Below are 17,407 nucleotides of genomic sequence, written 5' to 3'. Positions count from 1 at the left end.
TTATAATTTTTCATATGCGTCATGTAAATTGAATTGTGTTTCATATTGATATGCCACACGATATAACGTCTTTTCATCAAAAGGTTTACCGATAAATTGTAAGCCAATTGGTCTACCGTTTGATTGCCCACAAGGAACAGAAATACCTGGTAAACCAGCTAAGTTAACAGGTGTAGTTAATAAGTCATTAGCATACATAGTTAAAGGATCATCGATTTCATCACCTAAGTTAAACGCAGTAGTTGGTGCAGTTGGACCTACAACAACATCATAGTTTTCAAAAACTTTATCAAAGTCATTTTTGATTAATGTTCTAACTTTTTGTGATTTTTTATAGTAAGCATCATAATAACCAGAACTTAATGCAAATGTACCTAAGAAGATACGACGCTTAACTTCAGCACCAAATCCTTCTGATCTAGACATTTTATATAATTCTTCTAATGATTGCGCTTCTTTTGAATGGTAGCCATAGCGAATACCATCAAAGCGAGCTAAGTTCGCTGATGCTTCTGATGACGCGATAACATAATATGATGGAATACCATATTTCGTATTTGGAAGTGATACTTCATCAACTTCTGCACCTAAAGATTTAAGTGTTTCAACTGCATTCTTAACAGCTTCTTTAACATCTTCATTGATACCTTCACCTAAATATTCTTTTGGTAAAGCAACTTTTAAGCCTTTAATGTCTTTACCAATTTCTGAAGTAAAGTCAACATCTTCAACTGGTGCACTTGTAGAATCATTTCTATCAACGCCTGAAATTGTCTCTAGAACGATAGCGTTATCTTTAACATTTCTAGTGATTGGACCAATTTGGTCTAATGAAGATGCAAAAGCAACTAAACCGAAACGTGATACACGTCCGTAAGTTGGTTTCATACCCACTACACCACAATATGCTGCTGGTTGTCGAATTGAACCACCAGTATCTGAACCTAGACTGAATGGTACTAAACCTGCAGCAACTGCTGCTGCTGAACCACCTGACGAACCACCTGGTACAGCTGTATGATCGAATGGGTTAACAGTTTGTTTGAAATATGATGTTTCAGTAGAACCACCCATAGCAAATTCATCCATGTTGAGTTTACCGATTAGTATCGCATTTTCATCATGTAATTTGTTCATTACAGTAGATTCATAGATTGGAACAAAACCTTCTAACATCTTACTAGCACATGTTGTTTCCACATCTTTAGTAATGATGTTGTCCTTAATTCCCATAGGAATACCAAACAATTTACCTTCCATTTGGCCTTTTGCTTGTAATTCATCTAATTCTTTTGCTTTTTTAATAGCATTATCTTTATCTAGTGCTAAAAATGATTTAATAGTAGGATCCGTTTCTTCAATTGCATCATAGATGTCTTTGACAACTTCTGAAGGCTTAATCTCATTGTTTTTAATCATTTCTGATAATTTTTCAACTGATTCATAACGAATACTCATCTTAAGCTTCCTCCTCATTCATGATAGCTGGTACTTTAAATTGACCATTTTCTGTCTCTTTAGCATTTTTTAATGCAAGTTCTTGAGGAATGCCCTCGATTGCTTCATCATCACGTAACACATTTTGTAAATCTAATACATGATAAGTTGGTTCAATACCTTCTGTATCTGCTGTGTCATTTTGTTTAGCAAAATCTAAGATACTTTCAAGTGTATTAGCCATTTCTTCAGTTTCTTCTTCAGAAATTTGAAGTCTTGCTAAATGTGCTATATGTTCAACCTCTTCACGTGTAACTTTAGTCATTTATTAAAAGCCTCCTTATTACTCATTCATCATAAAATTGTATCAAATTTTCACTTAAAAATCTAAATATTTATTGAGACAACATAACTTCATGTCATTATTGATGATTAATTCATAGGTAAGTAATTAATAAATGTTTTTTAAATAATGTAACTCAATTATTAATTTAACGAAAATACTGACCTAAATTATATATCAAAAATATTTATAATCTTTAATATGCATATTACGTATAATAAAATCAATAAAAATTATTACATTTTGAAAACGCTTACCATTGTGCTTTGAAAGTGTTTTTCTTTTCAAAAATTAAAATTTATACTTCTCTAAACCATTCACTACATTGTATAATATTACATGTAACTAAATTATTTAAAAAAGTTACATACTCATGTAATTGAAATTTACAAATGTTTATAAGTCATCTAAGTCTTTACATCATATAAAAAAAGGGGGTATTTCTTTATGCTTATTTTAGGAGCAAGCTTGCCTAGTCAAGTTAATACCAGTTGGCAAACATACATAATGATTGCGATTTATTTTATTATTTTACTTATCATTGGATATTATGGCTACAAACAAGCTACAGGTAATTTAAGTGAATATATGCTTGGTGGACGTAGTATCGGACCATATATCACAGCTTTATCTGCAGGTGCATCAGATATGAGTGGCTGGATGATAATGGGGCTACCAGGTTCAGTCTATAGTACTGGTTTATCAGCAATATGGATAACAATTGGTCTCACATTAGGTGCATATGTTAACTATCTAGTCGTTGCACCAAGGTTGAGAGTTTATACTGAAGTGGCAGGTGATGCAATCACCCTTCCTGATTTCTTCAAAAATCGACTTAATGATAAAGAAAATATTATTAAAATCATTTCTGGTTTAATAATAGTTATATTCTTTACTCTATATACGCACTCTGGGTTTGTATCAGGTGGTAAACTATTTGAAAGTGCCTTTGGACTAAATTATCATTTTGGATTAATTTTAGTTGCAGTTATCGTTATCGCTTATACTTTCTTCGGAGGATATTTAGCTGTATCTATAACTGATTTCTTCCAAGGTGTAATCATGTTAATTGCAATGGTTATGGTCCCTATTGTTGCAATGTTACAACTTAATGGATGGGATACGTTTTCTCGAGTTGCTGAAATGAAGCCAACAAATATGGATTTATTTAGAGGGACAACTTTCCTGGGCATTGTTTCATTATTTGCATGGGGTCTAGGTTATTTTGGACAACCTCATATCATCGTTAGATTTATGTCTATAAAATCACATAAAATGCTACCTAAAGCTCACCGTTTAGGTATAAGTTGGATGACTGTAGGTTTACTTGGTGCTGTTGGCGTAGGATTAACGGGTATCGCATTCATTCCAGATAATCATATTAAGATGGATGATCCTGAGACACTATTCATCATTATGAGTCAAATTCTATTTCATCCTTTAGTAGGTGGGTTCTTATTGGCTGCCATTCTTGCAGCTATCATGAGCACAATCTCTTCACAACTATTAGTAACATCAAGTTCTTTAACTGAAGACTTTTATAAATTAATACGTGGTGAAGAGCGTGCGAAAACACATCAAAAAGAATTCGTGTTAGTTGGTAGATTGTCGGTATTAGTTGTGGCAATTGTAGCAATTGCGATTGCTTGGTCTCCTAATGATACAATTCTTAACTTAGTTGGTAACGCATGGGCCGGCTTTGGAGCTTCTTTCAGTCCATTAGTATTATTCTCACTTTATTGGAAGAAGCTAACACGAACTGGTGCTATCAGCGGTATGGTAGCAGGTGCCCTTGTGGTAATTATATGGATTGCTTGGATTAAACCTTTAGCGAGTATAAATGAAATTTTCGGAATGTATGAAATTATTCCAGGATTCATCGTTAGTGTCATCGTTACATATGTAGTGAGTTTATTGACTCAACATCCAGGTGACTTTGTTGAAAGAGATATTGAAAAAGTTAAATCTATTGTTCGTGAAAAATAATAATATTAAACAAAAACTACGGATAACCCAACTTGTAGGCGTTATCCGTAGTTTTTATGTTAATTATTATAAATATGAACTTGAGGCTCTTTATCTTCTTTAGATTTACTAATTAAAGCTCTTGGTGTATTTCCGTCTTTAATTCGAATTTCATAGCTATCGATATTGTCAAAATATTTTCTAGCTTGTTCTGTAACATATTGGGTAATACCAATCGTTTCAGCTTGACTATAATAATCAATAGGTAAATCTATAGTTAATTGTGTTGGTTTTTTACCGTCAAATTTAACTTTACCTACTGCTTGAGTGAAGTTAGTAAAGTAAGATTGTAGGTTGTCGTTGAATTGTTTAAAATTATTATTCAAATTTTCATTGTATTTTTTTGCTGTTGAAGATGGTAATAATGCTGAAACTTGATCAATTTTTTTCCATTTATTAATTTTAGTTTGATCATCATCAACTGTAGTATTAGCAATAAATTCTCCTGGTGTAATTGAATTTTGATCGGATTGTTTATAAATCGCAAAATGAATAGGAATATCTTTTAAATCATCATTGGCTCTTAATCTTGTTAAGATTTCTGAAGCCATTTGTTTACCTTGTTTTTCAATTTCCTTATCATCAAGTTCTTTGCTAAAAGTCTCTCCATCTTTCTCTTTTTGATAATAATATACACTATTCATGGCTAAGCCAATTGTCATATCTTTAATATTTTTTCCTTTTGTATCCCCACTATCGTAAAAATCTTGTTCAAGAATATTAGATAAATAAGCTGGAGATTGTTCTGCGATTTTTTCTGGATCATCCTCACCTTTGTGTGATGGATTTAATCCTAAATTTTCACTCGCTTTATTGGATTCTTTCTCTTTTTCACTCATTTTATCTATTTCTTTTTTAGTGTATTTGGGATTTAAATAACTATTAAGAGTATCTTTATCTAGATATTGGCCGTCTTGATAAAGGTAATCATCAGTTGGAAATACATCTTTACTTAGCGTCAATAAACCACTTTCGAAATCGTCACCATTGTAACTATTTGCCATATTATCTTGTAATACACCACGGGCCTTACTTTCTTTGAATGGCAAAATCGTGCGGTAATTATCACCTTGTACGTTTTTATCTGTTGCTATTGTTTTCACACTATTTGAGTCAGTTTTAGTTTCTTGTTTATTCACAGATTGGTTATTTTTATTATCATTGTTATTGCCACATGCTGTTAACAACACAATCGACGTTATAATTAAGAATAGGGTCCGCTTCATTGCCGTTCTCCTCTAACTTGATATTTCATTTTGTTTAGCCACGAAATGCTCTTCTGTCCAAATTTCAGTACCAAACTTTTCTGCCTTAGTTAATTTAGAACCTGCATCTTCACCAGCAATTACTAAATCTGTTTTTTTAGTTACACTACTTGTAACTTTTGCGCCTTGTAATTCTAACCAGGCAGTTGCTTCTTTTCGTGTCAGTTGTTGTAATTTACCTGTTAAAACAATTGTTTTATCTTTAAAATCAGGGTGCCCTTCTATATCAGAAGTTTTAATTCCATTATAAACCATATTGACATTTTTATATTTTAATTTTTCAATTAATGCTTTAATATCTTCATTTTCTAGATATGTCACAACAGATTGAGCTAACTTATCTCCAATATCATGAATACTAATAAGTTCTTCTTCTGTTACTTCAAGTAGTCTATCCATTGTTTCGTATTTTTCAGCTAGAACTTGACTTGCTTTAACTCCTAGATGACGTATTCCTAAACCAAATAATAGATGCTCTAGAGAATTGGCTTTAGCATCTTCAATCGCTTTTAGTAGATTTTCAACTTTCTTGGAACCCATACGCTCTAAAGGTAATAAATCGTCTTCAGTTAGGTAGAAGATGTCTGCCACATCTTTAATCACATTGTGATGATAGAGTTGTTGTATAATTTTAGTTCCTAAGCCATCAATATTCATGGCTTGACGTGATACAAAGTGAATCAGTCCCTCTACAAGTTGAGCCTGACACTTTGGATTTATACAACGCAATGCAACCTCCCCTTCAATTCTTACCAACTCATGGTCACAACTCGGACAATGTGTTGGCATTGAATATGGTAATGTACCTTCAGGTCGGCGTTCCGTTATACTTTTCACTACTTCTGGTATTATATCGCCAGCTTTTTTAACTACTACACTATCCCCAATTCTGATATCTCTCTCATGTATTAAATCTTCATTATGTAAAGATGCTCTAGATACAGTTGTCCCAGCAACTCTTACAGGATCAAGAATCGCAGTTGGTGTTACAACACCTGTTCTACCAATACTTAACTCAATATCTTGTAATGTTGTTACCACTTCTTCGGCAGGAAACTTATATGCAATCGCCCATCTTGGAGATTTCTGAGTGTATCCCATTTCATCTTGTTGTTCAATGTCATTCACTTTTATAACGATGCCATCAATATCATAGGATAATTGTTCACGCTGTTTTGTCCATTTCTCAATATATTCTAATACACCTTCAATATCACCCACGCGCATACGTTCATGATTTGTCTTAAATCCTAAACGATCTAATTCATCCAACGCACCACTCTGAGTAGTTGCATCAAAATCTGTGAAATCATTAACACTATATAAGAATACACTTAATTTACGTTTAGCTGCCAATTTGGGATCAAGTTGCCTTAACGATCCCGCTGCTGCGTTTCGTGGATTAGCGAATGGTTGTTCTTCATTCTTTTCTTTTTCTTCATTTAGTCTTATAAAAGAACTACGAGGCATGTAAGCTTCGCCACGCACTTCAAAACTCAATGGTTCATTAATCTTTAATGGAATAGCATGAATGGTGCGTAAATTTTCAGTGATATCTTCACCTGTAGTACCATCCCCTCGAGTTAAACCTTGAACGAAGCGACCTTCTACATATTTAAGGGACACAGCTAATCCATCAATTTTCAATTCACACATATATTCAACACTACCGACTTGTTCACGAATACGTTGATCAAAACGACGTAATTCTTGTTCATTGAAAGCATTACCTAAACTTAACATTGGTGTATCATGATTGACTTTTTCGAAAGAAGATTGCACCTCTCCTCCTACACGTACAGTAGGAGAATCAGGTGACTTAAATTCAGGATGTGCCTCTTCTATATCTATTAATTCTCTTAATAATTTATCGTATTCACTATCTGGCACTGAAGGATTATCTTGCACATAATATTCATAACCATATTGATTTAATAAATCATGTAATTCATTCACACGACTTTGGATATTGTCCATAAATTAATCCTCCTTTTTCTCGATTGGGGCAAATTGAGCTAACAGGCGCTTTGGTCCTTCTGATTTAAATATAATATCTAATTCAACTGAGCCATTTTTCTCATTAACGTTACTTACCATGCCTTCACCCCATGATTTATGCGTAACTTTATCTCCTATTTTCCAATCAGAAGCAGAGACTTGTTTTTTAGAAGTCGTTGTACGTTTGCTAAATCCACGCTTAGGTTGTTTGGATGATGCTTTTGGGGTAATCGTTTGACGCTGTTGCTTAGATGGTGTCTCTAATAGATCTTCCGGGATTTCACGTAAAAATCTTGAAGGCATATTAGATTGTGAGCGTCCATATAACATTCTAGACGTCGCGTGCGTAATATATAGAACTTCTTCAGCTCTTGTTATTGCTACATAACAAATCCGACGTTCTTCTTCCATTTCGTGGTCATCATCACTCTTAATTGCACGAATATGTGGAAATAGCGATTCTTCCATTCCCATGAGAAACACAATTGGAAATTCTAAACCTTTCGCCGAGTGCATTGTCATAAGGGTTACGCCACTTTCAATTTGAGCTTCATCAATGTCTGCTACTAGTGATAAATCCGTTAAAAAGTTAATCAAGGATTGTTCCTCTAATGGTGTATTCTCTTCATAATCTTTAGGCACAGACATAAATTCATCTATATTTTCAAGTCTACTACGTGATTCCAGTGTTTGTTCACGTTCAAGCATATCTCTATACCCAGATTTATCTAATATTTCAACAACAATTTCACTTACCTCTAAAAATTCCTGTTCTTTAATTAAGTTTTGAATTAGTTCATAAAATTTAATGCACTCTTGAGTTACTTTTTTTGAAAGACCAATAAAATCTACTTCTGCTAATGCATCAAACATACTTATATTGTTATCATTCGCATAGCGTTGAATTTTCTCAACTGATGAAGGTCCTATACCTCGTTTTGGAACATTGATAATGCGTTGTAAACTAATTTCATCATTACTATTAGCTACTACTCTCAAATAACTTAATAAGTCTTTAATTTCTTTTCTGTCATAGAATTTTTGGCCTCCAACCATCGTATAAGGAAGATTGGATTTCATAAATGTTTCTTCTAAAACACGTGACTGTGCATTGGTTCTATAAAGTATTGCCATATCACTATAATCTTTTCCAGCTTTACGGTGTTTCATTATTTCTCTAACCACATACTCAGCTTCATCACGCTCAGTCATTGCTTCATAATATTTAATTTTTTCGCCACCTGTATTTGCAGTCCACAGGCCTTTAGGCTTTCTTTCTGAGTTATGTTTAATGACTTCATTTGCAGCAGTTAGGATGGTCTTTGTAGAACGATAATTTTGTTCTAAAAATATCGTTTTAGCATCAGGGTAATCTTCTTCAAAAGATAGGATATTTTGAATATCTGCACCCCTCCAACCATAAATTGACTGATCTGAGTCACCAACTACACAAAGATTTTTAAATTTACTAGCTAACAACTTTACTAATGTATATTGTGCTTTATTTGTATCTTGATATTCGTCTACGTGAATATATTGGAATTTGTTTTGATAATATTCAAGTGCATCTGGAATGCGTTCGAACAACTGAATTGTTTTCATAATTAAATCGTCAAAATCAAGTGCTTCATTTCGAGTCAATTGACGTTGGTATCCACTATAAACAGTAGCTACCATTTGCGAATGGAAGTCATTAGCCTCATCAATTGCATCTTCTGGTGTTTTAAGTTCATTTTTTAAGTTACTAATCGCCCCAATAAACATTCTTGGTTCAAAGCGTTTACTGTCAATATTTTCATTTTTTAGAACGTCTTTTATGACGGATTTTTGGTCAGTAGGATCAATAATAGTAAAATTACGTTCAATGCCTATTCTATCTGCATCACGTCTTAATATTCTTACGCACATAGAGTGGAATGTAGACATCCAAATCACTTGTGCTTCTTCCCCTACTAATTGTTCAACACGTTCTTTCATTTCTTTAGCTGCTTTATTTGTAAAAGTAATTGCTAATATATTGTAAGGAGAAACGTCTTTTTCATCTAATAAATAGGCGATACGATGTGTTAATACTCTCGTTTTACCTGAACCAGCGCCGGCCATAATTAGTAATGGACCTTCTGTAGTTCTTACCGCTTCACTTTGCTCTTTATTCATATTATTAACTAATGAATTCATTTATTAGACTCCTTTTTTATTTTTACTGTTTTAATAGCCTTTTTAATATCGTCATAAATAATATTACCTACTACAATAGTGTCAGCATATTGTGCCATCTCTCTGGCTTGTTCTATAGATGTAATGCCACCGCCATAAAACAATTGTGTATTCGTTAATAATCTGGATGCAGCTTCCACTTTTTCAACATCGCCATACTGACCACTATATTCTAAGTACATCAACGGTAGTTTGTACATCTCATTAACCATTTGCGCATATGCCTCTACATCTTCAATATCTATATTAGTATTTGATTGCGTTAATTTTGCTACTTTACTATTAGGATTTAAAACTAAATACCCTTCTAATACGACTTCATCAAAATTAACCATGAATCCGAATTGCTTTAGAGCTTTATGCATCATTCCATTATGATATGTAGTATCCTGACTATTTAGAACTGTTGGTACAAAATAAAAATCGAAACCGGGAATAATACTCTCAATATTAGATATTTCGAGGACTAATGGTAATGGATATCTTCTTACTCTACTCATCAAATGAATGACATTATCTTCGGTAACATTATCTGTGCCACCAATCATGATAGCATCAGTATCTGACATACATAGTACATCTAAATCATTATCACTTATTTCTTTGGTGGGATCTAATTTAAACACATGTTGCCACGCTTTAATGTCATACATAATCCTTTAACTCCTTTTTTTAACATACACTAAATTATATCATTTTTGGTGTACCAATTCTAAACAGAATCATTAGAATCTATACTGTCTATTAAAGAACGAAAGACCTAATATCTTATAAGTTTATTTGTTAAAAATTAAGTAAATTAAAAGTTGTTTACTTACTATTAGCCTGTATAAATTCAATATAAAACAGAACGCTCCCATCAAAATATCCAAATTATTGTCAATTTTGAAGGGAGCATTTCAATTTATAAATATATGTTAAACGTAATATTATTTTTTTGTTTCTATATTTAATCGTTCTAATATCATTGTATATGCGTCATTACCCCATTGTAATGATCGTTTTACTCTAGATATTGTTGCTGTAGAAGCACCAGATTCTTTTTCGATTGTTGCGTAAGTATACCCTTGTTTAATCATCTTAGCAACTTGTAATCTTTGAGATAATGATTGTAATTCATTGACAGTGCATAAATCATCAAAGAATTGATAACATTCTTCTCTATTTTCAAGTGTAAGAATCGCATCAAAAAGTTCATCTAACGCTTGTCCTCGTAATTTCTCTATTTGCATCTCAAACAACCCCTATAATCCGTTTTCAATATAATCTCATTTTAACGCATTAAATAGTTAAAGTGTAGTATTTTTATTGAAAACCGTTAACTTATTACTCTAAACCTGCACGTTTAAAGATTGTATCAACTTGATTTAAATGATGTTCAGGGTTGAAACATTCATCTAATTCTTCTTTAGAAAGCACATTAGTGATAGACTCATCCTTTTCTATTAATTGACGGAATGGTGTTTTAGTTTCCCAAGATTCCATTGCTTTAGGCTGCACTCTATCATATGCTTCTTCACGAACCATGCCTTTATTAATTAACGCTAGTAATACACGTTGTGAGAAGATTAGTCCAAATGTTTTATCGATATTATTTCTCATGTTGTCTTCAAAAACAGTTAGTCTATCAACAATATTAGTGAATCTATTTAAAGCATAATCTAAAGCAATTGTAACATCTGGTAACATGATACGTTCAGCTGAAGAGTGAGAAATATCACGTTCGTGCCATAAAGGCACATTTTCATAAGCCGTTGTAATGTAACCTCGAATCACTCTTGAAATACCTGTTATATTTTCTGAACCAATAGGATTTCTTTTATGAGGCATAGCTGATGACCCTTTTTGACCTTTTGCAAATGCTTCTTCAACTTCACGTGTTTCTGTTTTTTGTAAATTACGTATCTCTACCGCAAATTTTTCAAGAGATGTAGCTATTAGTGCTAGTGTAGCGATATAGTATGCATGACGGTCACGTTGTAATGTTTGAGTAGAAACGGGTGCAGTATCAATGCCTAAATGGTCACATACATATTGTTCTATTTCAGGAGGAATGTTAGCAAATGTACCAACTGCACCACTCATTTTACCAACTTCTATTTCTTTACGTACCTCTTTGAAACGCTTTAGATTACGTTTCATTTCTGTATACCATAATGCCATTTTAACACCAAATGTAGTCGGTTCAGCATGTACACCATGTGTACGCCCCATCATCAATGTGTATTTATAATTTTTAGCTTTCTCTTCTAAAACTTTTATGAAACGTTCAATATCTTTCTCAATAATTTCGTTGGCCTGCTTTATAACATAACTTAGCGCTGTATCAACTACATCTGTAGAAGTTAAGCCATAATGAACCCATTTACGTTCGTCACCTAACGTTTCCGATACTTGTCTAGTAAATGCCACAACATCGTGTCTTGTTTCTTGTTCGATTTCTTGAGCACGTTTCACATCTACTTTAGCGTTCTGTCTTATTTTTTTTACATCTTCTTTAGGAATGTGGCCTAATTCACTCCAAGCTTCACAGGCCAAGATTTCAACCTCTAACCAAGCTTCATATCTATTTTGATCAGTCCAAATATTTGCCATTTCTTCTCTTGAATAACGATCAATCATTTCTAATCTCCTATTCTATGTATAAATTTATAATTCAAAACTGTACATTAAACGTAAATTATCGTGAAAAGTTCGTTTTTACAACTTCATTTTTAGTTTAACAGATAATTAATCAAATGTATAAATCTTTTTTTACAAACTTAGTATAATGGATTTTATCTAAATAATACACTTATCTAACAATAATCCGATAATAAAAAGAGTAAAAAGAAGTTGTACTTTAGCTTCTTTTCACTCTTAATAAAAATTAATTTAAGTTGTAATTTATATTATTAAATCAAAGCTTTTTACCAACAAATTGAATATCCTGTCTTAATACTACTACATTACCTTTTTCATCTTCAGTGTATATAGGTTTTTCAATTCGTTTAACTGGCATATAGCCTTCTTCACGCATACGTGTTAAACATTCTGAGATTGTTTCATTTTCATTTACTTTGAACTTCATCGTCATGCTCCACAACACTTTCTATTTCTTCTACTTCGTATGCTTTTACTTTTCGAGTTCGAACGCCTTTAGTCCAGAAACCGCCGTGAATCGCTCTTGGCTCATACGCTATAATAAACGCTTTCTCATCTAAATTTCGTACTGTCTCCATTAATTTACGTTCATAACGTCTTGGCGTTAAAATCTGCATTACCATTCGACTACCATCGCGACCATGTGCTGCATAGTGTGTAACACCATAACCTAAATTTCTTAACTCATTTGGTAAATCAATTTCATACTCTGATGAGGTTACATTTACGACTGTATAACCTAATGCGAGTTTTTCTTCAATTTTCATACCTACTAAAATCCCAATCGAAAAACCAAACGCATAAGCAAAGATATTTTGAATTTGGTCTAAACTAGACATTACCATACCAAGACCAACTACATATACTAACACTTCAAGGAAACTTACTGCAGCCGCCATATAACGATAACCTTTTAACGTTAATATTGTACGCATTGTTAAAAATGTAACATAAAAAACGTTGATGACGAATATCGCTAATACCATTGACCATGGATTTGAAGTTATCACTGACATACTAATCCCCTTTTCTTACATGGATATCTAAAATCGAAATAATTTTATCAGTGAATTTTTATTTTGTCACTAGAAAATCTTTTTTTAATTTTTAGGCCAAGTATAACGCGTATAGGCTAATTCACGTTTATGTGCATTTTTGACATAGTGATTTTCAATCGTATCACGGGCTACACTAGATATGTGTTTACCTTCTAAATAGTCATCAATTTGATCATAAGTAACACCCAAAGCTTCTTCATCAGGTAATTGTGGTTTATCATCCTCTAAATCTGCTGTGGGAACTTTTTCGTATAAATGCTTTGGTGCGTTCAAATATTTAAGTAGCTGTCTTCCTTGTCTTTTATTTAGACCAAAGATAGGTGCGATATCAGCAGCACCATCACCGTACTTAGTATAAAATCCTGTAATATTCTCTGCAGAATGATCCGTACCTATAACAATACCACTACGATTTGATGCGATTGAAAATTGAACCTTCATACGTTCACGTGCTTTTTCGTTACCACGTTGAAAATCTGTTAATTCAATACCAGCCTCGTTTAAAGATTTAACACTTTGATCAACAGCAGGTTTAATATTGACAGTAATGATTTCATCGGGATGAATAAAGTTTAATGCGTCTTCAACTTCTTCTGCATCTTTCTGCACACCATATGGTAATTTCACAGCAATAAATTGACAATCTCGCCCTTCATTACGTAATTCTTCAACTGCTAGCTGAGCTAATTTACCAGTCAAAGTAGAATCTTGACCACCAGAAATACCTAACACTAAAGATTTAATAAATGAATGTGATTGCACATAGCTTTTAATAAATTGAATAATTTCACGTGACTCTTGTTCACTATCAATATGTTTCTTCACTTTCATTTCATTGACTACAATATCTTGTAAATTAGTCATTGTCTTCCTCCATCTCTTTTACGTGTTCTGCAACTTCGAAAATACGCTTATGTTTGTTGTCCCAACAAGCTGTACTTAAATCCACAGGGTATTCTTGAGGATTTAAATAACGTTTATTTTCATCCCATAATTTAGATAATGCATTTTTAGAGTATTCTTGTGCCTCTTTTTCACTCGGTAATTGGTAAACAAGTTTCCCATTTTCAAAGATTGAATGATGCAAGTCAATCGCTTCAAAGTGTTTGATATGTTTCATTTTATACGTGTGAACTGGATGGAACATTTTTAAAGGTTTTTCTTTATTAGGATTCTCATGTTCTAGAGTAATATAGTCGCCTTCTGCTTTACCTGTTTTAGTATTGATGATGCGATACACTTTCTTCTTACCAGGTGTTGTCACTTTTTCTGCATTGTTGGACAGTTTAATTCTATCAACATATCGACCGTTATCATCTTCAACTGCTACTAGTTTATATACTGCACCAAGTGCTGGTTGGTCATAACCAGTAATTAATTTCGTACCTACACCCCATGAGTCAACTTTAGCTCCTTGAGATTTCAAACTCATTATCGTTTGTTCATCTAAGTCATTAGATGCGATGATTTTAGCATCTTTGAATCCCGCTTCATCTAACATTCTGCGTGCTTCTTTAGATAAATAAGCAATATCTCCAGAATCTAAACGGATACCAATGAAATTGATTTTATCCCCTAGTTCTTTCGCTACTTTAATAGCTGTAGGAACACCTGATTTAAGCGTGTGGAACGTATCAACTAAGAACACACAATTTTTATGACGTTCTGCATAAATTTTAAAAGCTTTATATTCATCACCATATGTTTGAACTAAAGCGTGTGCATGCGTACCAGAAACGGGTATACCAAATAATTTACCGGAACGCACATTACTAGTAGAATCAAAACCACCGATATAAGCAGCTCTTGCCCCCCATAGCGCAGCACCTAACTCTTGTGCACGGCGAGTTCCAAATTCCATTAATGTATCATCAGGTGCTACTTGACGAATTCTACTTGCTTTAGTCGAAATTAATGTATGGAAGTTGATTATATTAAGTAATACAGTTTCTATAAGTTGCGCTTGAATTAATGGTGCCTCCACTCTAAGTAAGGGTTCATTTCCAAAACACAATTCACCTTCTTGCATTGAACGAATATTACCAGTGAACTTTAAATTTTTTAAATAGTTTAAGAAATCATTTTTATAACCTATTGACTGTAAATATTCAATATCAGAATCACTAAAATGAAAATGTTCAATAAATTGAATTACTCTTTTTAAACCATTAAAAACTGCATATCCACTCTCAAATGGCATACTTCTAAAATACAAATCAAATACTGCATTTCGTTCATGAATACCATCATTCCAATAGCTCTCTGCCATGTTAATTTGGTATAAGTCATTATGTAACATTAAACTGTCATCTTCGTAACGATACACCACAATCTCTCCTAACGATATTTTAGTACATTTTATCATAATTCAGTAAAAGTGCGTATTCACATCCTATTGATACAATTAAAATTTAAATAAGTACCAATAAGACAAATTCGTGACAATCTATGTAATTGAATGAGTTAATTCATTGTCTAGATTATAATATGAACCGAGGTGGTTATATGTTATTGGAAGAAGCAAGAAGTTTTATCGAAACGATGTATCGTGAACTTAATTACAATCCATCTATTTTTGATAAAAGAATAAAAGAGATAGAAAAAGAAATTGAACTTACTGGTACATATACGCATACTTTGGAAGAGTTGACGTATGGTGCTAAACTTGCTTGGCGTAATTCTAATCGCTGTATTGGGCGCTTATTTTGGGATTCTTTATATGTAAAAGACGCTAGGAACGTTGATAATGAGCGTGATTTTATAGATACAATCAATCATCATCTTAAACATGCGACGAATAATGGTAAGATCAAGCCTTATATAACGATTTTTTCACCTAATCAAGCACCTCATATCTATAATAATCAACTTATTAGATATGCTGGTTATGAACATGCCGGTGATCCATCTGAACGTGAAATCACACAATTAGCGGAGCATTTAGGTTGGAAAGGCAAAGGTACTGATTTCGATGTACTACCACTCATTTATCAATTACCTAATGATTCTATAAAATGGTATGAGTTACCCAATGAATTAATAAAAGAAGTTGAAATAGAACATGAACATTATCCAAAATTAAAAGATTTAAATTTAAAATGGTATGGTGTTCCAATCATTTCTAATATGGATTTGAAAATTGGTGGCATTACTTATCCAACTGCCCCGTTTAATGGATGGTATATGGTAACAGAAATTGCAGTACGCAATTTCACTGACTCATACCGCTATAATTTATTGGAAAGTATTGCAGAAGCGTTTGAATTTGGTACACTAAAAAATAATTCTTTTAATAAAGATCGAACACTCGTTGAACTTAATTATGCGGTATACCATTCATTTAAATCTCAAGGTGTTTCTATTGTTGATCACCTATCTGCATCAAAACAATTTCAATTATTTGAAGAAAAGGAACTAGCAAATAACCGTGATGTCACTGGTAAATGGTCGTGGTTAGCCCCACCACTTTCACCGACCCTAACTTCAAATTATCATCATGGCTATAATAATGAAATCAAGGATCCTAATTTTCATTATAAAAAGAAACAGTCAATGAAATGTCCATTTCACTAGTGTTCGATAATACGAGGTGACGAACAAAGATGCGTTTATATTATTTAGGCCCTAAGGGAACATTTTCTTATTTAGCTGCAACAACTTATTTATCTGAGGAAGAAGTTACATATTCACCTAAATCAAATCTTTATGAAGTAATTAAAGCCGTTAATAGTCATAGTGATGCTGTTGGTATCGTACCTATTGAGAACTCAATTGAAGGTACTATTAATATTGTTGCGGATGCACTTGCACAAGAAGATATTTACGCTCATGGCGAAATCCATTTAGATATTAACTTTGGTTTATACGCTAATAAAGGTACTTCACTGGATGATATTGAAAAGGTCTATTCCATTGCACCAGCAATAAGTCAAACGAGTCAATATATCCATCGACATCATTTCTTATATGATTATGTTGATAGTACGATTCAAAGTTTAGAGAAGATTGACACACATGTCGCTGCTATTGCACCATTAGGAAGCGGAGAGTCATATGGTTTCGAACCGATAGACACACATATACAAGACTATCCACATAATGTCACTCGTTTTTTAGTAGTAAAAAGTAACGAGCACTACAATGAATTTGCTTCTAGTACACTATTACTGATAACACCTAAACATGATAAAGCTGGATTATTAGCTAGTATACTTAACACATTTGCATTATTTGACATTAACTTGTCATGGATTGAGTCTAGACCTCTCAAGACGCAGTTAGGTATGTACAGATTTTTTGTTCAAACCGATATTGGGAAAAATGAAAAACTCAATAAGGTTATCACAATATTACAGACTTTAGATTTTGAAGTTAAAATTATAGGTGCATTTAATCGCCATTAGATAAATATCGTAAGGCAT

15 protein-coding genes are annotated in these 17,407 nt (G+C 33.0%); 3 read left to right on the top strand and 12 right to left on the bottom strand.

Annotation, left to right across the window (positions count from 1 at the left end):
* Together gatA and gatC are read right to left on the bottom strand one after the other, a co-directional pair.
* Window positions 1-1,458: an Asp-tRNA(Asn)/Glu-tRNA(Gln) amidotransferase subunit GatA gene (gene gatA, locus SBL15_RS10345; RefSeq protein ID WP_011275357.1), complete on the bottom strand. Its 1,458-nt coding sequence runs from the start codon at window positions 1,456-1,458 to the stop codon at window positions 1-3.
* A gap of 1 nt (window position 1,459) precedes the next feature.
* Window positions 1,460-1,762: an Asp-tRNA(Asn)/Glu-tRNA(Gln) amidotransferase subunit GatC gene (gene gatC / locus SBL15_RS10340; protein ID WP_011275356.1), complete on the bottom strand. Its 303-nt coding sequence runs from the start codon at window positions 1,760-1,762 to the stop codon at window positions 1,460-1,462.
* Between the two features lie 465 nt (window positions 1,763-2,227).
* Between gatC and putP the strand changes: the two genes are divergently transcribed.
* Window positions 2,228-3,766 (top strand): sodium/proline symporter PutP, encoded by a 1,539-nt coding sequence (gene putP / locus SBL15_RS10335; protein WP_107611671.1) that lies wholly within the window; start codon window positions 2,228-2,230, stop codon window positions 3,764-3,766.
* A gap of 59 nt (window positions 3,767-3,825) precedes the next feature.
* Here putP and SBL15_RS10330 read toward each other — a convergent pair whose 3' ends face one another.
* From SBL15_RS10330 to SBL15_RS10285, 10 genes are all read right to left on the bottom strand, one after another.
* A complete protein-coding gene (locus tag SBL15_RS10330; protein ID WP_107611672.1) occupies window positions 3,826-5,031 on the bottom strand; it encodes a CamS family sex pheromone protein in 1,206 nt (401 codons plus the stop codon).
* A 12-nt stretch (window positions 5,032-5,043) separates the two neighbouring features.
* Complete coding sequence (gene ligA / locus SBL15_RS10325; protein ID WP_107634581.1) at window positions 5,044-7,047, bottom strand: NAD-dependent DNA ligase LigA; 2,004 nt, start codon at window positions 7,045-7,047, stop codon at window positions 5,044-5,046.
* Window positions 7,048-7,050: 3 nt separating this feature from the next.
* Complete coding sequence (gene pcrA, locus SBL15_RS10320; protein WP_107613491.1) at window positions 7,051-9,246, bottom strand: DNA helicase PcrA; 2,196 nt, start codon at window positions 9,244-9,246, stop codon at window positions 7,051-7,053.
* Entirely contained in the window at window positions 9,243-9,938 is a 696-nt protein-coding gene (locus tag SBL15_RS10315) for a heptaprenylglyceryl phosphate synthase (RefSeq protein WP_317955919.1), read from the bottom strand. The genes pcrA and SBL15_RS10315 overlap by 4 nt, the downstream gene beginning before the upstream one ends.
* A 276-nt stretch (window positions 9,939-10,214) precedes the next feature.
* Window positions 10,215-10,517, bottom strand: a complete 303-nt coding sequence (locus SBL15_RS10310; protein ID WP_011275350.1) for a YerC/YecD family TrpR-related protein — start codon at window positions 10,515-10,517, stop codon at window positions 10,215-10,217.
* 94 nt (window positions 10,518-10,611) lie between these two features.
* A complete protein-coding gene (gene purB / locus SBL15_RS10305) occupies window positions 10,612-11,907 on the bottom strand; it encodes an adenylosuccinate lyase (protein WP_107611676.1) in 1,296 nt (431 codons plus the stop codon).
* A gap of 277 nt (window positions 11,908-12,184) precedes the next feature.
* Complete coding sequence (locus tag SBL15_RS10300; protein WP_011275348.1) at window positions 12,185-12,355, bottom strand: NETI motif-containing protein; 171 nt, start codon at window positions 12,353-12,355, stop codon at window positions 12,185-12,187.
* On the bottom strand, window positions 12,336-12,944 hold the full coding sequence (locus tag SBL15_RS10295; RefSeq protein ID WP_011275347.1) for a DUF2179 domain-containing protein: 609 nt from the start codon (window positions 12,942-12,944) through the stop codon (window positions 12,336-12,338). The genes SBL15_RS10300 and SBL15_RS10295 overlap by 20 nt, the downstream gene beginning before the upstream one ends.
* Window positions 12,945-13,028: 84 nt before the next feature.
* Window positions 13,029-13,850: an ammonia-dependent NAD(+) synthetase gene (gene nadE, locus SBL15_RS10290; protein WP_107611677.1), complete on the bottom strand. Its 822-nt coding sequence runs from the start codon at window positions 13,848-13,850 to the stop codon at window positions 13,029-13,031.
* Complete coding sequence (locus SBL15_RS10285) at window positions 13,843-15,312, bottom strand: nicotinate phosphoribosyltransferase (protein WP_107611678.1); 1,470 nt, start codon at window positions 15,310-15,312, stop codon at window positions 13,843-13,845. Before SBL15_RS10285 ends, nadE begins: the two co-directional genes overlap by 8 nt.
* Window positions 15,313-15,491: 179 nt before the next feature.
* Between SBL15_RS10285 and SBL15_RS10280 the strand changes: the two genes are divergently transcribed.
* Together SBL15_RS10280 and SBL15_RS10275 are read left to right on the top strand one after the other, a co-directional pair.
* Entirely contained in the window at window positions 15,492-16,559 is a 1,068-nt protein-coding gene (locus SBL15_RS10280) for a nitric oxide synthase oxygenase (RefSeq protein ID WP_317955916.1), read from the top strand.
* 29 nt (window positions 16,560-16,588) lie between these two features.
* Window positions 16,589-17,389: a prephenate dehydratase gene (locus SBL15_RS10275; RefSeq protein ID WP_107611680.1), complete on the top strand. Its 801-nt coding sequence runs from the start codon at window positions 16,589-16,591 to the stop codon at window positions 17,387-17,389.
* The last annotated feature ends 18 nt before the right edge of the window (window positions 17,390-17,407 follow it).

It is taken from the genome of Staphylococcus sp. NWU MKU2 (genome assembly GCF_033283605.1).
In the GTDB taxonomy this organism is placed as follows: domain Bacteria; phylum Bacillota; class Bacilli; order Staphylococcales; family Staphylococcaceae; genus Staphylococcus; species Staphylococcus haemolyticus.
This window is presented reverse-complemented; position numbering and strand designations above follow the sequence as displayed.

Coding starts and splice junctions, on each gene's coding strand:
- gatA (WP_011275357.1), bottom strand. CDS start 1,458: ATGAGTATTCGTTATGAATCAGTTGAAAAATTATCAGAAATGATTAAA.
- gatC (WP_011275356.1), bottom strand. CDS start 1,762: ATGACTAAAGTTACACGTGAAGAGGTTGAACATATAGCACATTTAGCA.
- putP (WP_107611671.1), top strand. CDS start 2,228: ATGCTTATTTTAGGAGCAAGCTTGCCTAGTCAAGTTAATACCAGTTGG.
- SBL15_RS10330 (WP_107611672.1), bottom strand. CDS start 5,031: ATGAAGCGGACCCTATTCTTAATTATAACGTCGATTGTGTTGTTAACA.
- ligA (WP_107634581.1), bottom strand. CDS start 7,047: ATGGACAATATCCAAAGTCGTGTGAATGAATTACATGATTTATTAAAT.
- pcrA (WP_107613491.1), bottom strand. CDS start 9,246: ATGAATTCATTAGTTAATAATATGAATAAAGAGCAAAGTGAAGCGGTA.
- SBL15_RS10315 (WP_317955919.1), bottom strand. CDS start 9,938: ATGTATGACATTAAAGCGTGGCAACATGTGTTTAAATTAGATCCCACC.
- SBL15_RS10310 (WP_011275350.1), bottom strand. CDS start 10,517: ATGCAAATAGAGAAATTACGAGGACAAGCGTTAGATGAACTTTTTGAT.
- purB (WP_107611676.1), bottom strand. CDS start 11,907: ATGATTGATCGTTATTCAAGAGAAGAAATGGCAAATATTTGGACTGAT.
- SBL15_RS10300 (WP_011275348.1), bottom strand. CDS start 12,355: ATGAAGTTCAAAGTAAATGAAAATGAAACAATCTCAGAATGTTTAACA.
- SBL15_RS10295 (WP_011275347.1), bottom strand. CDS start 12,944: ATGTCAGTGATAACTTCAAATCCATGGTCAATGGTATTAGCGATATTC.
- nadE (WP_107611677.1), bottom strand. CDS start 13,850: ATGACTAATTTACAAGATATTGTAGTCAATGAAATGAAAGTGAAGAAA.
- SBL15_RS10280 (WP_317955916.1), top strand. CDS start 15,492: ATGTTATTGGAAGAAGCAAGAAGTTTTATCGAAACGATGTATCGTGAA.
- SBL15_RS10275 (WP_107611680.1), top strand. CDS start 16,589: ATGCGTTTATATTATTTAGGCCCTAAGGGAACATTTTCTTATTTAGCT.